Annotated in this window: 21 protein-coding genes; 15 read left to right on the top strand and 6 right to left on the bottom strand. The window is 68.4% G+C overall.

The genetic code is table 11. The features are described 5' to 3' along the window. The first annotated feature begins 2 nt into the window (after positions 1-2). From ACFPJ1_RS39595 to ACFPJ1_RS39555, 9 genes are all read left to right on the top strand, one after another. Complete coding sequence (locus tag ACFPJ1_RS39595; RefSeq protein ID WP_380111505.1) at positions 3-908, top strand: type II secretion system F family protein; 906 nt, start codon at positions 3-5, stop codon at positions 906-908. Next, entirely contained in the window at positions 905-1,825 is a 921-nt protein-coding gene (locus ACFPJ1_RS39590; RefSeq protein ID WP_380111504.1) for a type II secretion system F family protein, read from the top strand. The genes ACFPJ1_RS39595 and ACFPJ1_RS39590 overlap by 4 nt, the downstream gene beginning before the upstream one ends. Positions 1,826-1,936: 111 nt before the next feature. Then, positions 1,937-2,155, top strand: coding sequence for a hypothetical protein (locus ACFPJ1_RS39585; protein ID WP_380111502.1), 219 nt, complete (start codon positions 1,937-1,939; stop codon positions 2,153-2,155). Positions 2,156-2,255: 100 nt separating this feature from the next. Further along, the gene (locus ACFPJ1_RS39580; RefSeq protein ID WP_380111501.1) at positions 2,256-2,666 is read left to right on the top strand and encodes a TadE/TadG family type IV pilus assembly protein; all 411 of its coding nucleotides are present in this window, start codon (positions 2,256-2,258) and stop codon (positions 2,664-2,666) included. Between the two features lie 7 nt (positions 2,667-2,673). Next, a complete protein-coding gene (locus tag ACFPJ1_RS39575; RefSeq protein ID WP_380111500.1) occupies positions 2,674-3,198 on the top strand; it encodes a TadE/TadG family type IV pilus assembly protein in 525 nt (174 codons plus the stop codon). Next, on the top strand, positions 3,182-3,985 hold the full coding sequence (locus ACFPJ1_RS39570; protein WP_380111498.1) for a TadE/TadG family type IV pilus assembly protein: 804 nt from the start codon (positions 3,182-3,184) through the stop codon (positions 3,983-3,985). Before ACFPJ1_RS39575 ends, ACFPJ1_RS39570 begins: the two co-directional genes overlap by 17 nt. A gap of 302 nt (positions 3,986-4,287) precedes the next feature. Beyond that, positions 4,288-4,716 (top strand): hypothetical protein, encoded by a 429-nt coding sequence (locus ACFPJ1_RS39565; RefSeq protein ID WP_380111496.1) that lies wholly within the window; start codon positions 4,288-4,290, stop codon positions 4,714-4,716. Between the two features lie 109 nt (positions 4,717-4,825). Continuing rightward, entirely contained in the window at positions 4,826-5,773 is a 948-nt protein-coding gene (locus tag ACFPJ1_RS39560) for a hypothetical protein (RefSeq protein WP_380111494.1), read from the top strand. Between the two features lie 24 nt (positions 5,774-5,797). Then, on the top strand, positions 5,798-8,806 hold the full coding sequence (locus ACFPJ1_RS39555) for a hypothetical protein (protein ID WP_380111493.1): 3,009 nt from the start codon (positions 5,798-5,800) through the stop codon (positions 8,804-8,806). Positions 8,807-8,873: 67 nt separating this feature from the next. Here ACFPJ1_RS39555 and ypfJ read toward each other — a convergent pair whose 3' ends face one another. After that, positions 8,874-9,776: a KPN_02809 family neutral zinc metallopeptidase gene (gene ypfJ / locus ACFPJ1_RS39550; RefSeq protein ID WP_380111492.1), complete on the bottom strand. Its 903-nt coding sequence runs from the start codon at positions 9,774-9,776 to the stop codon at positions 8,874-8,876. Between the two features lie 108 nt (positions 9,777-9,884). Between ypfJ and abc-f the strand changes: the two genes are divergently transcribed. The 4 genes from abc-f (at position 9,885) to ACFPJ1_RS39530 (ending at position 14,605) form a co-directional block, all read left to right on the top strand. Beyond that, positions 9,885-11,483, top strand: a complete 1,599-nt coding sequence (gene abc-f / locus ACFPJ1_RS39545; RefSeq protein ID WP_380111491.1) for a ribosomal protection-like ABC-F family protein — start codon at positions 9,885-9,887, stop codon at positions 11,481-11,483. 63 nt (positions 11,484-11,546) lie between these two features. Then, the gene (locus tag ACFPJ1_RS39540; RefSeq protein WP_380111490.1) at positions 11,547-12,317 is read left to right on the top strand and encodes an enoyl-CoA hydratase/isomerase family protein; all 771 of its coding nucleotides are present in this window, start codon (positions 11,547-11,549) and stop codon (positions 12,315-12,317) included. Between the two features lie 127 nt (positions 12,318-12,444). Further along, the gene (locus tag ACFPJ1_RS39535) at positions 12,445-14,340 is read left to right on the top strand and encodes an ABC transporter ATP-binding protein (RefSeq protein ID WP_380111489.1); all 1,896 of its coding nucleotides are present in this window, start codon (positions 12,445-12,447) and stop codon (positions 14,338-14,340) included. An 88-nt stretch (positions 14,341-14,428) separates the two neighbouring features. After that, positions 14,429-14,605 carry a hypothetical protein gene (locus tag ACFPJ1_RS39530; protein ID WP_380111488.1) on the top strand — a complete coding sequence of 59 codons (177 nt, stop codon included), beginning with the start codon at positions 14,429-14,431 and terminating at the stop codon, positions 14,603-14,605. 198 nt (positions 14,606-14,803) lie between these two features. Here ACFPJ1_RS39530 and ACFPJ1_RS39525 read toward each other — a convergent pair whose 3' ends face one another. Next, positions 14,804-15,304 carry a hypothetical protein gene (locus ACFPJ1_RS39525; RefSeq protein ID WP_380111487.1) on the bottom strand — a complete coding sequence of 167 codons (501 nt, stop codon included), beginning with the start codon at positions 15,302-15,304 and terminating at the stop codon, positions 14,804-14,806. 68 nt (positions 15,305-15,372) lie between these two features. On the opposite strand from ACFPJ1_RS39525, the gene ACFPJ1_RS39520 reads away from it, so the two are divergent. Then, positions 15,373-16,446 (top strand): ATP-dependent DNA ligase, encoded by a 1,074-nt coding sequence (locus tag ACFPJ1_RS39520; RefSeq protein ID WP_380111486.1) that lies wholly within the window; start codon positions 15,373-15,375, stop codon positions 16,444-16,446. A gap of 142 nt (positions 16,447-16,588) precedes the next feature. After that, positions 16,589-17,128 (top strand): FHA domain-containing protein, encoded by a 540-nt coding sequence (locus tag ACFPJ1_RS39515; RefSeq protein ID WP_380111485.1) that lies wholly within the window; start codon positions 16,589-16,591, stop codon positions 17,126-17,128. Between the two features lie 63 nt (positions 17,129-17,191). On the opposite strand, the gene ACFPJ1_RS39510 is transcribed toward ACFPJ1_RS39515, so the two are convergent. From ACFPJ1_RS39510 to ACFPJ1_RS39495, 4 genes are all read right to left on the bottom strand, one after another. Then, positions 17,192-17,911, bottom strand: a complete 720-nt coding sequence (locus ACFPJ1_RS39510) for a PIN domain-containing protein (protein ID WP_380111484.1) — start codon at positions 17,909-17,911, stop codon at positions 17,192-17,194. A gap of 6 nt (positions 17,912-17,917) precedes the next feature. Then, a complete protein-coding gene (locus ACFPJ1_RS39505) occupies positions 17,918-18,283 on the bottom strand; it encodes a hypothetical protein (RefSeq protein ID WP_380111483.1) in 366 nt (121 codons plus the stop codon). A gap of 9 nt (positions 18,284-18,292) precedes the next feature. Beyond that, complete coding sequence (locus ACFPJ1_RS39500; protein WP_380111482.1) at positions 18,293-19,303, bottom strand: LysR family transcriptional regulator; 1,011 nt, start codon at positions 19,301-19,303, stop codon at positions 18,293-18,295. Positions 19,304-19,737: 434 nt separating this feature from the next. Continuing rightward, positions 19,738-20,712 carry a zinc-binding dehydrogenase gene (locus ACFPJ1_RS39495; protein WP_380111481.1) on the bottom strand — a complete coding sequence of 325 codons (975 nt, stop codon included), beginning with the start codon at positions 20,710-20,712 and terminating at the stop codon, positions 19,738-19,740. Positions 20,713-20,819 lie beyond the last annotated feature (107 nt).

Raw genomic sequence — 20,819 nt, 5'->3', positions numbered from 1 at the left:
CGATGAACGACCGGACCCTGATGGCACTGCTGTGCGGAGCCGTGGTCGGTGGCGGCTTGCTGCTGCTGGTCATCGCCATCCGCGGCACCGCGCCGAAGGAGGCGACACCGTCGCTGTTCAAGCGCGGCAGCAGCGTGGAGAGCCGCAAGCAGCTGATCCGGCTGGGCACCGGTCTCGGGGTCGGCCTGGTGGTGCTGGTGGTGACCCGCTGGCTCGTGCTCGCGGCCGCGCTCGGTTTGCTCGCCGCCCTGGCCGACCGCTTCTTCGGCGGCACCGGTGAGGAGCGCCGCGCGATCGAACGGCTCGAGGCACTCGCCACCTGGACCGAGGCGCTGCGCGACACCATCGCCGGCGCGGTCGGCCTGGAGCAGGCGATCCCCGCGACCGCCCTCAACGCCGCTCCGGCGATCAAACCCGGACTGAACCTGCTGGTCGACCGGCTGCGCATCCGCGAACCGTTGCCCTCGGCACTGATGCGCTTCGCGGACGATCTGGACGACCCTTCCGCGGACCTGATCGTCGCCGCCCTGGTGCTGAACGCCCGGCTGCGCGGACCCGGCCTGCGTGAGGTGCTCAGCGCCCTGGCCGACTCCGCCCGCGAAGAGCTCGACGTACGCCGGAAGGTCGCCGCCGAGCGTAGGTCGACCCGGCGCAGCGTCCAGGTCGTCGTGGCGATCACCCTGCTGGTGGCCGCCGCGCTGATCCTGTTCAACCCGACCTACGTCGCGCCGTACACGAGTTTCATCGGGCAGTTCGTGCTGTTCATCGTGATCGCCCTGTACGCCGTGGGGCTGGTCTGGCTGCGCAAGCTCGCCAAGATCGAGGTGCCCGACCGGTTCCTGATCCGCAGTACCGACAAGCGGGCCGCCCGGGCCGGCGACGACCGGATGGAGGTGGTGGGCGGATGACCTGGGCATTCATCGCAGGTGGTCTGGTCGGACTGGGCGTGTACGTGCTGGTCCGGATGTTCATCAGGCCCTCGGCCAACGTGCTGTCGACGATCGCGCGGATCGACGCGGGTCGCTCGGGCTACACCAGCAGAGCCACCGCGAGCGCCGCGGGCGAACGGGTACTGGGCGGCGTCGACCGCGCCCGGGAGACGCTCGGCCAGCGGCTCGAGGCGGAGGCCAACGCGCGCGGCTGGACCTTCGGGCGGTTGCGCCGCGATCTCGCGGTGATGAACCAGCCGTTCGCGACCATGCTCGCGACCAAGGTGTTCTTCGCCCTTGGCGCGTTGGTCTTCATCCCGTTCGTGCTGTTCCTGTTCGCGTTCATCGGTTTCCCCGCGCCGGGCGCGACACCGGCGATCGTGACGCTGGCCGCGATGGCGTTCGCGTTCTTCCTGCCCGACCTGGCGTTGCGGCAGGAGGCGGAGGCCCGGCGGCGCGACTTCCGCCACGTGGTCGGCAGCTTCCTGGACCTGGTCGCGATGAACCTGGCCGGTGGGCGCGGTCTGCCCGAGGCGCTGATGACGGCATCGACGATCGGTGACCACTGGGCGATGGCCCGGATCCGGCAGGCACTGGCCAACGCGCGGCTGATCGGCATCACGCCGTGGGACGCGATGGCGCGGCTGGGGGAGGACCTCGGCGTCGAGGAACTGCGCGACCTCGCCTCGGCGCTGGCGCTGGCCGGTGACGAGGGTGCGAAGATCCGCGCGTCGCTGCTCGCGCGAGCGGCCTCGCTGCGGCGCAAGGAGCTAGCCGACGTGGAAGGCAAGGCAGGGGAACGTTCCCAGTCCATGCTGGTCGCCCAGCTGGTCATGTGTGCTGCGTTCATGCTCTTCCTCGGTTACCCTGCGGGCGCGGCGATCCTGAGCAGTTAGCGTTTGCGGCCGTCGGGGAAACAAGGGATCCAGCAAGTATTTCTGTCCGTCGTACCGGGCATGCTGAGCCTGAATCGGGCTCGGTGACCGAACACTGGGAAGGCAAACCGGATGAACGTGGAAACGCAGTTCGTGCGCGCGATGGTCGGCTACGCGCTGGCGCGGGCCCACAACCAGCGGGCCAAGGCGCGCAGCGGCCGCAACGAGCTCGGCGCCTCCGCCCTGGAGTGGGCCATCATCTCGGCCATTCTCGTCGCCGCCGCACTGGCGATCGGCCTGGTGGTCCGGGGCGTGATCGACAAGCGCACGGGCGAGATCCAGAACGGCTGATTCGTTGTCGCAGCGACGCCTACCGCAGCGACGTACCGCGCAGGGGAACCCGTCACGACGGAGCCCTGCGCAGCAGCGGCCTTCGCGGCAAGGGTTCTGGTTGCGGAGGCGGTCGGAGCGGGGAGCAACCTCGCTGGAGCTGGCGATCCTCGCGCCGTCGATCCTGGCGCTGATCTTCATCTCGATCCAGACCGCGCTGTGGCTGTACGGGCGGTCGGTGGCGTTGAACGCCGCGCAGGAAGGCGTCTCGCGATTGAGGCTCGTCCAGCCGCCGCTGTACACCACTGCGATCGGCGAAGGAGTCCGGGCCGACATCGAGGCGTACGCGCAGCAGCTCGGCGGCAACAGCCTCGGCAACGCGAAAGTGGCGATGCCGGCCTACAACAACCCTGAAGGCATGGTGTCGTTCACCGTCACCGGCGACACCGTGTCGCTGGTCCCGGGCCTGAAGCTGACAGTGAGCCGGACCGCCACCGGCCCGATCGAAGAATTCGAAGCCGACGACAAATGAGTGAGGCATGACCATCCTGGGGAAGCGCTACTCGCGCGCCGAGCGCAGCCTGCGGCACCACCGCACGCCCGCCCGGCGCGTTGCCTCCGCGCGCTCTCCCCGCAAACGGCTGCGTGGGGAGCGGGGGACGATGGCGTTGGAGATGGTGATTCTCGCGCCCATCCTGCTGATCCTGTTCATGTTCCTGCTGGCGTGCGGGCGCTACTTCCAAACATCGTCGCTGCTGGAGAACGCGGCGCGCGACGGCGCCCGGTCGGCCAGTCAGACCCGTTCGCTCGCCGCCGCCCAGGGCCAGGTCGACGAGGCGGTCACGCGGACGATGGACCAGGCGGTCAAGTCCTGCAAGGACAGCGCGGGCGGCACCATCACCACCGCGTTCGCCGCGGGGTCGCCGCTCTCGGTCGAGGTCACCTGCACGATCAACTACCGCGATCTCGGCCTGCTCGGCATCGGTGGCGACACCACGATCACCAAGAAGTTCAGCTCGTCGGTCGACCCGTACCGGGGGGTGCGCGATGGCAGCCAACCCTGACCGCCGCCGTGGGCGGGTGCTGGGCCGGGTCCGGGAGTTCGTCCGGGTGGATGCTCCCGGCAACCATCGTGGCGCGCTCAGTCCCGCCGTCGCGATCCTCGCGGTGATGATCTTCACCCTGGCCGGCCTCGTCATCGACGGCGGCCGCCAGCTCGGCGCCAAGTCCCGCGCGGTCGGCTACGCCCAGGAGGCCGCCCGCGTCGGCGCCGCCACGATCCAGCTCAACTCCGACGAGGCGAAGATCGACGTCGCCAAAGCCGGTACGGCGATCGCCGCGTTCTGCGCCCAGGTGAGCTCCAACGACCCCGCGGTCACCAAGTGCGCCGCCACCAAGGTGACCGACGAACTCGTCGACATCTCGGTGGAGATCAACAACAAGACCACCTTCCTCGGCATGGTCGGCAAGCCGAGCCTGCTGGCGAAGGGCACCGGCCAGGCGCACGCGGAGCAAGGCGTGAAGAAGGCCGACGACAGCCCGAAGATCCCACCGATCATCGTCGGCACCACGAACGACCTCCCCGGCGTCCCCGTGACGAACACCGCCGTCCCGCCGACGCTCGACATCCCGTGCCCCGAATGGACGATCGGCTCGCCCACCCCGGTCTGGACGATCTCGTTCCCCCTCCCGCCCACCTGCACCCCGAGCATCACCCCGAGTCCGGACCCCACGGACACCTCCCCGAGTCCGGACCCCACGGACACCACTCCGGGGACGCCACCGACCGGCGGTGGCGCACCGAGCGGCGCGGGCCTCCCGAAGAATTCCGTCCCACCGGGCCTGGGCTGATGCGCCCGTTCCCGTCGCACTCAGAAGGAGCAGCACCCGTGCGAGACCCAGCCTCTCTCGGCCGAAGCGCCCGAGGCGCCCGCGCCCGCCGTCGCGGCGTACAGGCGTCGGCCGTTCTCTTCGCGGCGGCTCTTCTCCTGACGGGGTGCGGTGGACCTGAACAGAACAAGGGCGGATTGCCTGTTGGTGTTGACGATGGCGGCTCCACGAGCCCGTCCGGCACGCCCACGGCAACCACGTCGGCGACGACCGCAGTACCGACCGAGCCGACCAAGACGGCGGTTCCACGGAGGGCGGCGCAAGTGACCGTGGTTCCGGGGAACTTCGCCGACAACCCCGCCGTCCAAGGCCTCGTGAAAAATTACCCGGTCTACTTCCGCGCGCTGGTCGCCCGGGACTCGAACATCATCAAGGACTCGTTCCCGGCGTTCTTCTACGCCGACACGTCCCTGGGGATCAACGAGGCCAAGGCGAACGGCTGGGTGATGAAGCCACCCGGCAGCGTCGTTGTCGTCGGCATCGAACAGCAGAAGTACGGCGTGACGCGGGTGAAGACCTGCCGGTCGCAGAGTACGCAGTACTGGAATCCGAAGGCGAAGGCGTGGACCCTCGTCACGCCGAAGGGGTCGCCCCAGGCCCTCGACATGATCGAGACCGGGCTGGGCTGGACGATGTACCGGGTGGCCCCGACCGGCAGGATCAACTGCTCGAGGGTGCGATATCCGGCCTAGAGCAGAACACGAATCGTGATTCGTCGGAGGTGGTCGGGGCACCATTTGGCGGGCATGATGGCCCCTGGTCGAAGGTAACCTGCGGGGACGACGAGACTACGGAGTGAGGATGCGCAACCGGGTAGGTCGTGGGCTGATCGCGCTCAGTGCTGTGTTCGCGCTGCTGATGGCAGTGCCCGCCTCGACCGCAATGGCCGCGGACGGTGAGACCACGCAGGTCGGCAATCGTTCTTGCAGCATGTACGTCAACTCGACCGGCTTCGGGGCGTACTGCAGCTCCGGACACGAGTACGCCGGTACCGGCGTCCCCATCCCGACCTGGCGTCAGCGCCTCAACGGCAACATCTTCATCCCGTGCCGGGACTTCCCGGTCCCGGCCGGTATCGAGCTGCCGGCGCCGCCCGAAGGCAAGACCTGGGTGTTGCGCCTGACCCTGGTCGACTACAACCTGAACCGGAATGACGGCGGCAAGAACGTCCACATCGAGCAGACGATCGTGCCTGTGTCCGGAGCCGAGCAGGAGCAGTGCCCGAACAAGGGCTACATGGACGTGTTCTGGCGGAAGTTCAACAACACCTACCCGGCGCCGGCTCTCCAGGTGAAGCCGACCTACACGCCGCGGGTGAACGTGCCGGCGTACTTCTCCCTCACGCGTGACAGCTCGTTCATGCAGAGGAACGAGATCGGCAACAATCCGTACAGCGCCTACTGGTACGGCAACCGCAACCTGACGATGCGGGCCATGGTCACCAAGATGACGGTGGATCCCGGGGACGGCACGCCCCCGTTCACGTGTCTGATGGGAACCGGACGGGCCGACGCCGACTACGACGGCTACGACGAGACAGCTGATCCGTTCCACCAGATGAGCACGTGCAAGCACAAGTACACGCGGTCGAGCGCGAACCAGCCCGACGGGATGTACACGGTGAAGCTCACCATCACGTGGGAGGTCTCCTACTGGGTGGGTCCGCCGAGCTGGCAGCGACTCGGTGATGCCGACGTGCACGCGGTGCAGCGGCTGCCAGTGCAGGAAGTGCAGGCTATCGGTGGGTAAGGGTGGGGCGATGGAGGGACGACGATGGTGAAGACCAGTGATCCGCTGCGGTCCGCGCGGTTGCCGCAGCGGAAGGGCGGTGGCGCGGCCGACCGGCTGAAGGGTTTCGTGTCGCTGCTGGCGATCCTCGCGATCGTCGGCGGGGTGCCGTACGTCCTGCTGACCTTCTTCGGTACGCCGTGGCCGGACGAGATGCCGACCCGCGACGTGTTGTTCAGCGAGCTCAGCGCCGAGACCGTGCTCGGCATCATCGGGTTCTTCATCTGGGTCGCCTGGCTGCACTTCGTCATCTGCCTGATCGCCGAGGCGGTCGCGGAGGCCCGCGGCCACGGGTTGTCGCCACGGATCCCGCTCGGCGGCGGTTCGCAGACACTGGCCCGTCGGCTCGTCTCCGGTGTCGTGCTGATCGCGGGTGCCGCCAGTGTGACGCTGCCGGTCGCCAACGCCGTCACGACCAGCGTCGCCACGCCGACCTCGGTGAGTGTGGCCCAGGGCAACGACAACAGCTCCCGCGACTCGTTCCTCCAGACCGAACCCCGCAGCAAGGTCGTCATCGGGGGCGGCACGACCACCACGCACACCGGCGTACGGACCAACAACGACCAGGCCGGTCAGGTGGTCAAGTACACCGAGGTTCGGCCGCCGCACGGGCGGAACTATGACTGCCTGTGGGACATCGCCGAGCGGTACCTGGGCGAGGGGCGTCGGTACAAGGAGATCTACGACCTCAACAAGAACAAGCTGCAGCCGGACGGCCGTCGGCTCACCAATCCCGACCTGATCATGCCGGGCTGGCAGGTCCGCCTGCCCGCCGACGCCAAGGGCCCGGGGGTGCACACGGTTCGCGTCGCGATCGACCCGGGCACTACGAACCCAGGCGCGACGAAGACCTCTCCCACCACGAAGCACTCGGCGACGCCCAAGGCCCTCCCGAAGGCGACCGAGAACCGGACCGCGGAGCAGGGCGGCGGCACCGACGAGGGCAGCCGCTGGTTCGAGGAGCAGGGCGTCGAGAAGCCGTCGTCGATCGCGATCGGCAGTGCCGCGAACGACCCGACCGCCAAGAACGCCAAGCCGGGCGACCCGGGCATCGACTCGGTCGCCCCGCACAACCCCGGTACTACGGAGTCGCAGCCGGGTGATCCCGCCGCCGGCGGCACCAAGGTGCCCGAGGTCGTTCCGGTCGCCGCCGACGGTGGAATCAACGCGACGGAGGCCGGGATCTACGGCTTCGGCGCCACCTTGCTGGCTGCCGGACTCGCCCTGGCGCTGAAGCGTCGTCGCGGCTGGGCCCAGGGCCCTGGTCCGAAGGCGGCCGGACATCGCCAGACCGAGGTCGGCCTGCGCCTCGCGGCCGACGTACCGACCGCTCAGTTCGTCGACAATGCGCTGAGGCAGCTCGGGGCGATCATGGTCGAGCAGGACCGCTCGATGCCGACGGTCGTCGCCGCACTGGTGAGCGACCGGGCCCTGACGCTCGTGCTGGAGCCGGGGGAGTCCCACGCCCCGCCGCCACCGCCGTGGCAGGTCATCGCCGGCGGTAGCCGCTGGGTCCTTCGCCGGGCCTATGCCCCGGAGGGCGAGGTCGACGCGCCCGCGCCGTACCCGACGCTCGTCACGCTCGGCCAGAACGCGGACGGTGCGACGGTGCTCGTCGATCTGGACACCGCGGACGGCATCGTCAGCTTCGGCGGCGTCACCAACGCCTCGCGGGACGTCGTCGGCTCGCTTGCCGTCGAGCTCGCCACGAACCTGTGGTCCGAGGGCGCTCACGTCAGCATGGTCGGCTTCGGTGACGACCTGTCCTCGCTGGCGCCGAGCCGGCTGAGCTACTGGGTGAGGCTGGAAGACGCCCTGCACGAGGTGACCCGCCGTACGGACGCGCAGGTGCAGGCCTGTGGCCGGCGCGACGCCGACTCGGTCGCCGAGGCCCGGATGGTGTTCCCGGACCCGATGCTGTGGGGTGCGGAGATCATCTTCGTGTCGGCCCCGCCGTCGCAGGAAGAGGAAGAGCGGCTCGCGCGGCTGGCGTCGGATCCGAAGCGCTGCGTCGCGGTGGTCGTCGTCGGCGACGTGATGAGCTCGCCTTGGCGGTTCGTCGTGGACGAGAAGAACCAGGCGGTCTGCCGGCTGCTCGGTCTCGAGGTCGAGGCCCACAGCATCAACCCGGCGCAGTTCGCCGACCTGGTCGGGCTGTTCGAGCTGGCCGAGACCGAGGCGTCGGACAAGCGCCGGGCGGAGCAGGACATGCCGGCGTACGAGTACTCCTCGATGGACCTCAGCCAGCCGGCACCGGTCGAGGTGGACCTGCTCGGCCCGGTCGAGGTGGACGCGCGCGGCGCGATCGACGACGGCCGGATCTCGCTGTCGACCGAGATCGTCGCGTTCCTGGCCAGCCAGGACTACGGGGTCCACCCGAACGTGCTGGCCGGGGCGATCTGGCCGCGCGGCATCAGCGAGGAGCTGCGCAACGCGGCGCTGGAGCACACCCGCAACTGGGTCGGTGTCGACGCGATGTACTCCGACGAGTCCGGCCGGTGGATGCTGAACCGCAGCATCGTCCGGGTCGACTGGGACGTGTTCCGCACGCTGGCCAAGCAGGCGTCGATGATGGACGACCCGCGTGGTCCGCTGTCGACGGCGCTGAGCCTGGTGCACGGCCAGTCCTGGGCCAACCTGCCGGCCGGGCGCTACTCCTGGCTTGCCGCCTCCGGGATCGAACGGAAGATGGCTGAGGCTGTCGTGGACGCGTCACTGCAGCTGGCAGAGGCGAGCCTGCGCCACAACGACGGCAACATGGCCCGTACGGCGCTGCAGACCGGGCTGAGCTTCTCCCCGGCCTCCGAGGACCTCTGGCGGGCCACGCTGCGACTGGCGGCCCACTTCGGCTCCAGCGGCGACGTCACGAACGTAGCGGCCCAGATGTACGCAGCCCTCGCCAAGAACGGCGGCCCTCGCGGCCCCGAGGCGGAGACCGACGCCCTCGTCGACGAACTCCTCCCCGGCTACCACCGCCCAGCCGCCGTAGCCTGACAAACCCCGAGCGCCCGCCATCCATCTCCCGGGCGCTTCGTCGTGCCGAGGTTGACTCTCAGTGATCTCAGAGGGATCTGGCTGACCAGGTGTCGCAGCTGGTCATGTCGCCGGAGTCGAGGCCGGTCTTGAACCACCTCATGCGCTGCTCGGCGGTGCCATGGCTGAAACTCTCGGGGTTCACCTGCCCCTGCGTCTTCTCCTGGATCCGGTCGTCACCGACGGCCGCGGCGGCGTCGAGGCCGCGTGCGATGTCGTCCTCGGTCAGGCCGGTGATGAAGGTCTTGCCGCTCCTGTCCGGGACCGTCGTGGCGTGGTTGGTCCAGATGCCGGCCAGGCAGTCGGCCTGTAGCTCCGACCGCACCGAGTCGGAGGTAGGGCCTTCACGGCTCTTGATCCGGCCGAGGATGCCGTACAGGTTCTGGATGTGGTGCCCGTACTCGTGCGCAACGACGTACGCTTCCGCGAAGTCGCCGCCCTTGGCGCCCAGGTCGGTCTGCAGCGTCTCGAAGAAGCCCAGCTCCAGATAGACGCGCTTGTCCGGTGGGCAGTAGAACGGCCCGACCGCGGCGGTCGCGGGGCCGCAACCGGTGTTGACCGAGTTGCTGAAGACGCGCATGGGCGCCCGGGTGTACTTCTTGCCGCGTCGAGGCAGTTCGGAGGCCCAGAAGCTCTCGATCGAGTTCTGGTAGAAGACGAACCGGCAGTCCTTGTTCGCGGCGAGATCCTTGCCGGTCTCGCAGGAGCTCAGGTTGCCCGGGGCTGTGTTCTGAGCGGCCGGCTCGTCGGTGCCGCCTCCGCCCGGGAGGCCGCCGTTCAGCAGCAGGATGACCACCAGCAGGATGATGCCGCCGATGCCGCCGCCCACCGGGATCATCCCGCCGGGGAGCAGCCCACCGCCGCCGCCAGCGCTGCCACGGGTGTCTTCGACACCGCTGGTGTCCAAGTCGGCGTCTGGGTTGAATTTCACAGCACATACACTAGACCGCGCTGCGGGTACAGGCCGTCTTGTGACGTGGCGTCGCCGACCCGCCCTTTTTGTTGCTCAACCCGCCGACCCTGAGGACCCCGCTCCGCCATGATCACTGTCTCCAACCTCGAGGTACGCGTCGGTGCCAGGCAACTGCTCGCGCCCGCATCCTTCCGGGTCGGCCCCGGGGACAAGGTCGGTCTGGTGGGGCGGAACGGCGCCGGCAAGACGACCTTGACCAAGATCCTGGCTGGTGAGGGGCTGCCCGCGTCCGGCTCGGTCACCTCGTCGGGCGAGATCGGCTACCTCCCGCAGGATCCCCGCACCGGCGACCTCGAGATGCTGGCTCGGGACCGGATCCTGGCCGCCCGGGGACTGGACGAGGTGGTCCGGCGGATGCGCAACGCCGAGAAGTCGATGGCCAGCGCCGATGAGAAGACCCGCGAGAAGGGCATGCGCCGGTACGAGCGGGCCGAATCGGATCTGCACGCCGCCGGCGGCTACGCGGCCGAGTCCGAGGCGGCCCGGATCGCGGCGAACCTCGGTCTGCCCGATCGGGTGCTGGGGCAACCACTGGGCACCCTGTCCGGTGGTCAGCGGCGCCGGGTCGAGCTGGCCCGGATCCTGTTCGCGCAGGCCGAGACGCTGCTGCTGGACGAGCCGACCAACCACCTGGACGCCGACTCGATCGTCTGGCTGCGGGACTTCCTCAAGGGCTATCCCGGTGGCGTGATCATGATCAGCCACGACGTGAACCTGCTGGAGGAGACCGTCACCCGGGTCTTCCACCTGGACGCGAACCGGGCCGAGATCGACGTGTACAACGTCGGCTGGAAGGCGTACCTGACGCAGCGCGAGACCGACGAGCGGCGCCGCAAGCGCGAGCGGGCGAACGCGGAGAAGAAGGCGTCGCAACTGGTCGACCAGGCGAACAAGATGCGTGCCAAGGCGACCAAGGCGACCGCCGCCCAGCAGATGCTGAAGCGCGCCGAGAAGCTGATGGCGTCCCTCGAGGACGAGCGCGCCTCGGACCGCGTGGCGAAGATCGCCTTCCCGACGCCCGCTCCATGTGGCAAGACGCCGCTGATGGCGAAGGAACTGTCGAAGTCCTATGGCTCCCTGGAGATCTTCACCGACGTGGACCTGGCGATCGACCGCGGCTCGCGGGTCGTAGTACTGGGCCTGAACGGTGCCGGCAAGACCACCCTGCTCCGGGTGCTGTCGGGAATCGAGAAGTCGGACACCGGCGAGGTGATCGACGGGCACGGGCTCAAGCTCGGGTACTACGCGCAGGAGCACGAGACGCTCGACGTGAACCGGACCGTGCTGGAGAACATGAAGACAGCCGCTCCGGACCTGAACGAGACGCAGGCCCGGTCGGTGCTCGGGTCGTTCCTGTTCACTGGCGACGACTCCGACAAGCCGGCCCGGGTTCTCTCCGGTGGTGAGAAGACGCGGCTCGCGCTGGCGACGCTGGTCGTCTCCGCCGCGAACGTGTTGCTCCTCGACGAGCCCACCAACAACCTCGACCCTGCTTCCCGCACCGAGGTGCTGAACGCGATCCGCTCGTACGCCGGCGCGATCGTGCTGGTGACCCACGACGAGGGCGCCGTGGAGGCGCTGGAACCCGAACGGGTCCTGCTGCTCCCGGACGGTGTCGAGGACCTGTGGACCAACGACTACGCCGACCTCGTCTCGCTCGCCTGAGGGCTTTCCACAGGTGACGATGGCCGCACGGAAAGTGGTGGCCGGTCGCGTATGTTCACTGACATGACGGATCTTGGACTGCGGTTGACGGTGGACGGGCCGGTGGCCCGGGTGGTGCTGGACCGGCCGGAGGTGCGCAACGCGCAGACTCCCGCGATGTGGCGAGCGCTGGCGGATTTCGGTACGGCGTTGCCTGCCGACGTCCGGGTGGTCGTGGTGTCGGGGGAGGGGCCCTCGTTCTCTGCCGGGCTGGATCGCAAGCTGATCATGGGCGAACCGGTGGACGGTGAGGAGCCGCTGCTCAGCTTGGGCGCGAATCCCGCGGCAGAGGTGCACGAGGCCATCGCGGGGTTCCAGGCCGGGTTCTCCTGGCTCCGGCGGCCGGAGATCGTGAGTATCGCGGCCGTCCAGGGGCATGCGGTGGGTGCGGGGTTCCAGTTGGCGCTGGCGTGCGACCTGCGGGTGGTCACGCCGGACGCGAAGTTCAGCATGCGGGAGCCCGCGCTGGGGCTGGTGCCGGACCTGGGTGGGACGCAGCCGCTGGTGCAACTAGTCGGGTACTCACGAGCGTTGGAGATCTGCGCGACGTCGCGTTGGGTGGAGGCGGACGAGGCACTGCAGTTGGGGTTGGCCAATATCGTGGTGCCGGCCGAGGAGTTGGCGGACACGGTGAAGGACCTGTCCGAGGCTCTGCTCACTCCGTTGGTAGGTGCCGTCCGGGAGACGAAGGCGCTGCTGCTCGGGGCGGCGGACTGCTCTTACGTGGAGCAGTTGAAGGCCGAGCGGGAGGCTCAGGCACGGCGGCTGAGCGAACTGCTGGCGGCCTTCGGGTAGGCCAACTGGTGCTCTCTGTGGGCCTGCTTGACCGCGGTCCGTCCGGCTTTGTCGGAGGGTGGCGGGAAGATCTGGCTGACCTCAAGTGTTGTCAAGGTTGACGAGTTGATTGCGGGGAGGGGACTGGATGTCTTCAGGGATGCGGATGGGCGGCGGTGGCGGCGGCGCCATGAGTTGGCGACGGCAGGACGCGTCGGTGGTCGATCGCAAGCTGGCCAAAGGCACGCTGAAGCGGATCCTCCGGTTCGCCAAGCCGTTCAAGTGGCACATCTCGATCTTCTTGCTGCTGGTGGTGATCTCGGCGTTCCTGGTGATCGCCTCGCCGCTGCTGTTCAAGAAGATCGTCGACGACGGGATCTCGAAGGGGAACGCCGGTCTGGTGACCGCGCTGGCCCTGGTCGTGGCCCTGCTCGCGGTGGTCGAGGCGGCACTCGGACTGATGCAGCGCTGGTTCTCCGCGCGGATCGGTGAGGGCCTGATCTACGACCTGCGGACCAAGGTGTTCGCGCACGTCCAGCAGATGCCGGTCGCCTTCTTCACCCGCACCCAGACGGGCGCCCTCGTCTCCCGCCTCAACACCGACGTGATCGGTGCCCAGCAGGCCTTCACCTCGACGCTGTCGGGCGTCGTCTCGAACGTCATCAGCCTGATCCTCGTGGTCGGCGCGATGTTGCTGCTGAGCTGGCAGTTGACCGTGGTCGCGATCCTGCTGCTGCCGGTCTTCCTGCTTCCGGCGCGCTATCTGGGCCGGCGGCTCGCAGCGATGACCCGCGAGCAGATGCAGCTCAACGCCGACATGTCCACCGCGATGACCGAGCGGTTCAGCGTCGGCGGTGCGTTGCTCGTGACGCTGTTCGGCACACCCGATGTCGAGAACCGCGAGTTCGGTGAGCGCTCCGGCCGGGTCCGCGACCTGGGCATCCGGATCGCGATGCTGGGCCGTGTATTCTTCACCGCGCTCACCCTGGTTGCCGCCCTGGCGACTGCCCTCGTGTATGGCGTCGGCGGCAACCTGGCCGTCCGGGAGACCTTGACGATCGGAACTCTGCTCGCGCTGGTCGCGTTGCTTGGCCGGCTCTACGGTCCGCTGACCGCGCTCTCCAACGTCCGCGTCGACGTGATGACCGCGCTGGTCTCCTTCGAGCGCGTCTTCGAGGTGCTCGACCTGGAGCCGATGATCAAGGACGCCCCGGGCGCCCGCGACCTTCCGCCGAACGCTTCCACCGTGACGTTCGACCACGTGTCGTTCGGCTACCCCACCGCTGAGCAGGTCTCCCTGGCGAGCCTGGAGTCCGTCGCGGTGCTGGACAAGCGAGCCTCCTCCCAGGTGCTCCAGGACATCACCTTCTCGGTGGAACCGGGCCAGATGGTTGCCCTGGTCGGCCCTTCCGGCGCCGGCAAGACCACCATCACCAACCTGGTCGCCCGGCTCTACGACGTCACGGGTGGCGCCGTACGGATCGGTGGTCAGGACGTCCGCGAAGTGACCCTGCAGTCGCTGCACGACACGATCGGGTACGTCACGCAGGACGCCCACATGTTCCACGACACGATCCGGGCGAACCTGGCCTACGCCAAGCCCGACGGCACGGACGAGGAGATGATCGAGGCGCTCCGCTCCGCGCAGGTATGGGACCTGGTCTCCTCCTTGCCGGACGGCCTCGAGACCGTCGTGGGCGACCGCGGCCACCGCCTCTCCGGCGGAGAACGCCAGCGCCTGGCCATCGCCCGGCTGCTCCTGAAGGCGCCGCGCATCGTCGTACTGGACGAGGCGACGGCTCACCTGGACTCGGAGTCCGAGGTCGCGGTACAGCGGGCGCTCGACACCGCCCTGGAAGGCCGCACCTCGCTGGTCATCGCGCACCGCCTGTCGACGGTCCGCAGCGCCGACCAGATCCTGGTGGTTGACCACGGCAACATCGTCGAGCGGGGCACGCACGACCAGCTCCTCGCACTGGGCGGCGAGTACGCGGACCTCTACCACACCCAGTTCAAGGAGTCCGGCACAGCCGCAGGCGTCTAGCCCTGCGGCTGGCGGCGCATAGACACCGCCTATCACGGGCACCGTTACCCATAGGGGTAGCTTTGTAGTGACGTGAGGGGAGGCCGCCATGCTCAAGTTCGCCCTGGTCCTGGGCGCCGGCTACGGCGCCTACAAGCTCGCCTACCACTCCGAGGACGGCACCCACTACGGCAAAGTAGGCGAACAAGGCCTCCGAGCCACCCTCTCCCTACTCTTCGCCGCCCTAGCCGCCGGCCTAACCTACGCCTTCCTGATCCTCCACTAGCCCGCTCGCCGGGCGGATCAACCTCCCGGCCAGGCAGGTGGTGAGTCGGCAGTGGTCCGTGCCGGGCGCCGACGTGGTTTCTGCGAGCTTGCTCGCGTACCCGGCCAGGCAGGTGGGTGCTGCGGGCAACGGCTTGTACCTGGCACTCCCAGCGGGGTCAGTGGGTGGATGCCGGGATTTATGGGTGTGGAGTGCGGGTTACGTGCCGGCCTGCTGTTCGTCGTGTTCTAGGAGGTGGAGGACGGGGACGCCCAGGTGGCGGCGGGCTGAGTTCGTCCAGTCGAGGTGGAAGAACTCGGCGACGATGTGCGGCCTGGTGAGGATGATGACCTCCTGGCCGCCGACCTTCGACACAGTCTCGGTGAGGGCGTCGATCGGGCGTTCGTGGGAGATCCCGCCCTCGGCCTGCTGACCGAGATCGCGCAGCCTCTGGATGCTCCGCCCGGTGCAGTCCTTCGCCTCGCTGTCGATCGCCTTCTGCGCCTCGGCGAGATCCTCGCGCTGGTCGACGATCCCCGGCCCGTACAGGTCCGCGGTACCGAGCGCGCTGATCGATGCCTCGACGCCTGCTTCGGCGTTGTGGCACGGCACGAGCACGTGGTACTTGACCTGCTCCGGCATGGCATGGTGCAGCTCGACGACGCGCTTGGCGTCTGGCTCGGTCAGTTCCTGCTCCACGAGCAGTACGACGTCATACATCTCGGTACCTCCGTTTCCTACCAGTCGGTATGCCTCCATCATGCCCCCGCGACGGGCAGAATGGCGGCATGCAGCTACCCGTGATGCCTCCGGTCAAGCCGATGCTGGCCAAGCCGGTCAAGCAGATCCCGGAGGGGAACGTCAGCTTCGAGCCGAAATGGGACGGCTTCCGCTCCATCATCTTCCGAGACGGCGACGATGTGGAGATCGGCAGCCGCAACGAGAAGCCGATGACGCGCTACTTTCCCGAACTGGTCGAGGCGATCAAGGCCAACCTGCCCGAGCGCTGCGTGATCGACGGCGAGATCGTGCTCGTCGGCGAAACCGGCGACCGGCTGGACTTCGAGATGCTGCAGCAGCGGATCCACCCTGCCGCGTCCCGGGTGAAGATGCTCTCCGAGACGGTCCCGGCACGCTTCGTCGCGTTCGACCTGCTCGCGCTCGGCGACACCGACTACACCGATCGTCCGTTCTCGGAGCGCCGCGCCGCCCTGGAGAAGGCGCTGGCCCCGGCGAAGGCGCCGATCCACCTCACCCGTACGACGACCGACAACGCCACCGCGACCGAGTGGTTCCACCAGTTCGAGGGTGCCGGGCTGGACGGGGTGATCGCCAAGCCGCTGGACGGGTTGTACGAGCCGGACAAGCGGACCATGTTCAAGATCAAGCACGAGCGCACCGCCGACTGTGTGGTCGCGGGATACCGCCTGCACAAGAGCGGCCCGAACCGGATCGGCTCGCTGCTGCTCGGCCTGTACAACTCTGAGGGCGTGCTCGCCAGCGTCGGCGTGATCGGCGCGTTCCCGTTGGCGCGCCGCGAGGAACTCTTCGAGGAGATGCAGGAACTCGTCACCGACTTCGACGACCACCCGTGGGCCTGGGCGAAGCAGGAGGAGGGCAACCGCACCCCCCGCAACGCTGAAGGCAGCCGCTGGCAGGCGGGCAAGGATCTGTCCTTCACCCCGCTCCGACCCGAGCGCGTCGTCGAGGTCCGATACGACCACATGGAAGGCGTCCGCTTCCGCCACACCGCCCAGTTCGTCCGCTGGCGCGAGGACCGCACCCCCGAGTCGTGCACCTACGAACAACTCGAGGAACCTGTCAAGTTCGACCTCGCAGACGTCCTCTCCGCCAAACCCTGACCACTCGTCGGGTCAGCCCGGCGCCTGCCCTGATGCGACTTCCCGGTACGTCGGACGTTCGGGCGGCGGCGGTACGGCGTACGGGTCGGTTGATGACTGGCTGTGCTGGACAGTGAACCTGGGGGGAGCTGACAATCCAGGCATGACATCGACGCGGCTCGAGTTCGGGCGCCCGTCGGATGCCGAACGGGATCGGGCGCTGGCGATCCTCCGCGACGGCGCCGGCTCCGGGCGTCTCTCGCACGACACCTTCATCCGCCGGATGAACTTCGTACTGCGCGCGCAGAGCCGCCGTGAACTCGCCGACGTCACCAACGACCTCCCACGAGACGAACTCCGCGTCGTCCAGCTCCTCCGTCAGCTGGTGGCTCGCCTTCCCCGCCTGACCACGCGAGCCCCAGCGGTGCAACTCCCCGGCCTGGTCCTGCCACCGCCCGGTTCACGTACGGTACGAATCGGCCGCGGCCCCGGCGCAACCCTCCGCCTGGCGGACCTGTCCGTCTCCCGCTTCCACGCCGAACTCCGCCACGTCGACGACGGCTGGCTGGTCCGCGACCTGGGTTCCATGAACGGCACCCACCTCAACGGCCTCCGCCTCACCACCCCCACCCAAGTCCGCCCAGGCGACCACCTCCGCTTCGGCTCAGTCGCCTACCAACTCACCTACCCGGGCCTGCGCTAGTCGTCGTCGCGACGCTTCGTCCGGCTGGAAGATCCTCGAGCGATGCAGGTCGACCTCTATCGCCTAGCGCTCCAGGTCCGAGTTCTTGTCCTGAGACTGCACCGACTTGTGGGACTCCGACGCCACGGCGGGCTTGGCGGCAACCTCGCCGGGTGGCGCGATCCCGTCCAGCGCGACCTTCGCCGATCGGCTGGTCTGGAGGCTGGGGTGGGTACCGCGCTGATCGGCTGGTACCGCCTCGTTGAGGTTCTGGGCGAACCCTTTGAGGTCCTCCTGGACCGCCATCTTGTCGATCAGGTCGGGGATCGAGTTCGGCGCCCGGTCGGTTCGCGAGACCACCTCGTTCATTGCGGCGACAACCTCGGCGGGGTCGTCGTCGAGCAAGCGGTTGAGGAACGCCGACACCTTCTCGACGTGCATGGCGTGCTTTCCGCTGTTCGGCGGGTCGAAGTCCTTCACGTTCTCGGTCACCAGGACGACCGAGTTCGAGTGGACGGCGGCAGCCAGTACGTGTTGGTCCTTGGCGTCGGCCCGCATCTCGTGAATCAGATGCTCGTATCCCGAGGTCATCGCAGGCGGGAAGGCTCTGTTCATCGTGGCCAGCCGCTTGTCGATGGCGGCCTCAGGGAGGCCGGGCGGGCAGTTCCTGCGAACTTCGTCGAGCACTTCCTGACTCCAGCGAGGCTCGAACTGCTCGCGGTAGGCGAGGGTGAGCAAGATGTCCGCGGTCAGCTGACCGCGGAGGACGTTCGCGTCGAGGAATGCCCTGCGTCTGATGGCCATCTGAGCTCAGCCGTCCGACCGGGAGCCGTCGGTGCCGTCCTCATCCCACAAGGGTTCGCTCAGCAGTTCATCGAGAGCAGCGCCGGACTGTGCTTTGAGGCGCTTCTTCAGCTCGACGGCGTCCGCGAGCAGCACCCAGTCGACGTACTGCGTGGAGCGGAACGGAATCTCACCAGCCGCGACGTACGAGCGGAAGTCGTCTCTGGCCATATCGATCGCGTCGGCGGCCTCGTCGACCGGCAACTCGATCCGATAAGGCGTGACCTTCACCGCCAGCCCATGCGCAAGGAGTTCCTCGACGAACGCCTTCGCCTCAGCATCAGTGGTCGAGTCCGGCTGAAAGATCTGTGGTCGGCTCGGCTTGTCGTCCATGCCGGGATTCTAGGCGTCGGTGATGTCAGGGCGGCGTTGGTTGTCCACAAGGCGTAGGACAGTCGGGTGGGCGGCCGGGTGGGTGTGCCACCAGGGGCGGGCGGCGGCGTTCTCGGCGATGGCCTCGGTGTAGACGTCGATGAAGGCCTGGTGGATGAGGTCGATCTCCTCCTGCGGGGTTGAGTCGGCTCGCCAGCGGAGGGCGCGACGCCAGAGGAGTGGCTGACCGGCCAGGGGCAGGACGATGGTGCGGGGGACCGGGCGGACGGTTGGGGCACAGAGGCTGATGCCCCGGCCGGCGCCGATCAGTTGCTCGATCTCCGACGTGTCCAGGTTGGCGTAGCGGAATTCGGGAGTGAAACCGACCGCCTCGCACGCGTCGCGCAGATAGGCGAGATCGCCGTCCTCCTTGCCCGCGGGCGGGCAGATCCAGATCTCCTCGGCCAGGTCCGCAAGGTCGATCTCGGTTGCGCCGGCCAGCCGGTGGTCTTCGGGCAACGCGATCGCGAACGGCTCCGGCCACACCATCGTCTGCTCGCGGATACCCGGCGGGCACGGCGGTGAGTGCGCGTCGTCGCAGCGACCGAGCATCACCACGTCGACCACGTCCGCGGCCAGGAGATCAGTCAGTACTGCGCACGACGGGTCCACCTGCGTGGTGATCTCCCGGCCAGGCAACAGTTCCTCGAGCCGGGACAACCAGCCGCCGAACATGACCGTCCGGACGGAGCCGAGCCGCAGTACTGCGGAACCGCTCGTATAACGCCGGCTGGATCCGACCAGGTCATCCATGTCCGCGAGCATCGCCCGGGCCCGGCCGAGAACGTGTTTGCCCAGGGGAGTCGCCATCACGCCGTACGAGCCTCGCTCGAAGAGGGCACCGCCGATGGCGTCCTCGATGCGATGGAGCTGGGCGGTGAGGGAGGGTTGGGAGACTCCGAGCGCTGCGGCGGCCTTGGAGACGCTACCGGTGTCGGCGACGCGGCAGACGACCCGCAAGTGGCGCAGTTCCAGCTCCATAGCGGTGAGGTTATGCCCTGCTGGGATACGACAGCCACAACTCGCAGGTGCCAATCTCTTCGAACAGAGGACGCCGGGAGTTCATCCGCCTGCCCAACGGAACTCGGTGGGCGCCGAGCCACAGCAAGGCGCACCGCCAGGCCTCCTCGCCCCTGCCATCCGCCGGCCGGTCTGCAACCCCCGGCCGGTGGCGGGGTTCCCCCCTCCACTGAGGAAGTGTCCCGTGAAGAGCACGGCCCAGCGCACCGCCGACCGCCTGGTCCAGGGCCGCGCCGTCGAGCTGAAGGCGAGCCCCGGTGACCAGTTCGTCCGTCAGCAGGACGTCAGTACGCCGTGGGGTCTGCAGTACGTGTCCTACCAGCGCACGTACTACGACCTGTCCGGGCCCGGTCCTGTCCCATGCGTCCGTCGGTGGGCCAGGGGAGTCGTACTGGTCAGGGGATCAGGACGACCTTGCCGACGGTCTCGCGGTTCTCCAGGGCTCGGTGGGCGTCGGCGGCCTTCGCCAGCGGGAAGCGGGTGACCAGTGGCACCCAGCGACCCTCCACCGACTCCTGGAGCGCTGCTGTCTCCAGTGCGCGAAGCTTGCGCATCAGCTTGGGGCCGATCGCCCAGGTCGCGGTGAGGCCGCGGTTCATCAGGTCCTCGGTCGTCACCTGGACAGGACCGCCGCCAGACCAGCCGAACATCAGGATCCGTCCTCCGACTCCCAGCAACTCGAACGTCTTCTGGCCGTTCTCCCCGCCTACACCGTCCAGGACCACCGTGAGCTCCCGCTCGCCCAGGTGATCCTTGACCTCGGTGGGCCAGTCACCAGCGGTGTAGTCGACCGCGTACTGCGCGCCGAGGTCTCGCACCTGCCTGACCTTCTCCGGGCCACCGGCGAGCCCTATGACGGTGGCTCCGACGTTGCGCGCGCTCTGGACGAAGAGGCTGCCCAACCCACCCGCAGCAGCAGTCACCAGTACTACGTCGTCCTCGCCGAGCGCGGCTTGCTCCAGGATGCCTGCAGCGGTTCTGCCGGTTCCGATCGTGGCAACCGCTGTCGCACCGTCGAGGTGGTCCGGGATCTCGTGCAGGGACTTCACCTTCGCCACGGCCTGCTCGGCGTACCCGCCGGGGACAGGGCCGAGGTGCACCACGACGCGCTTGCCGAGCCACGCCTGATCCACGTCGGGCCCGACGGCGTCGACGGTGCCGGCGACCTCGCGGCCGGGGATCGTGGGCAGCTCCGGGGGAGCGACCGGGCCGCCGCCCGCAGTACCGGCGCGGAGTGCGGTGTCCAGCAGATGCACCCCGGCGGCCTCGACCGCGATCCGCACCTGTCCGGCGCCGGGGACAGGGTCGGGAACCTCCTCGTATGACAGGTTCTCGGCGGGACCGAACTCGTGCAACCGCACCGCGTGCATCAGACCTCCTGCTTGATCATCGTGTCCGTAGGATGCTCGTCACGCTAGGACCTCAACGTCTGTTGAGGTCAAACCTGTCGTGAGCCATCCCCACTTCCTTACGTTGT

It is taken from the genome of Kribbella qitaiheensis, from assembly GCF_042657745.1.
GTDB lineage: Bacteria > Actinomycetota > Actinomycetes > Propionibacteriales > Kribbellaceae > Kribbella > Kribbella qitaiheensis.
The sequence above is the reverse complement of the archived record's forward strand: the minus strand, read 5'-3'. Positions and strand labels throughout refer to the sequence as shown.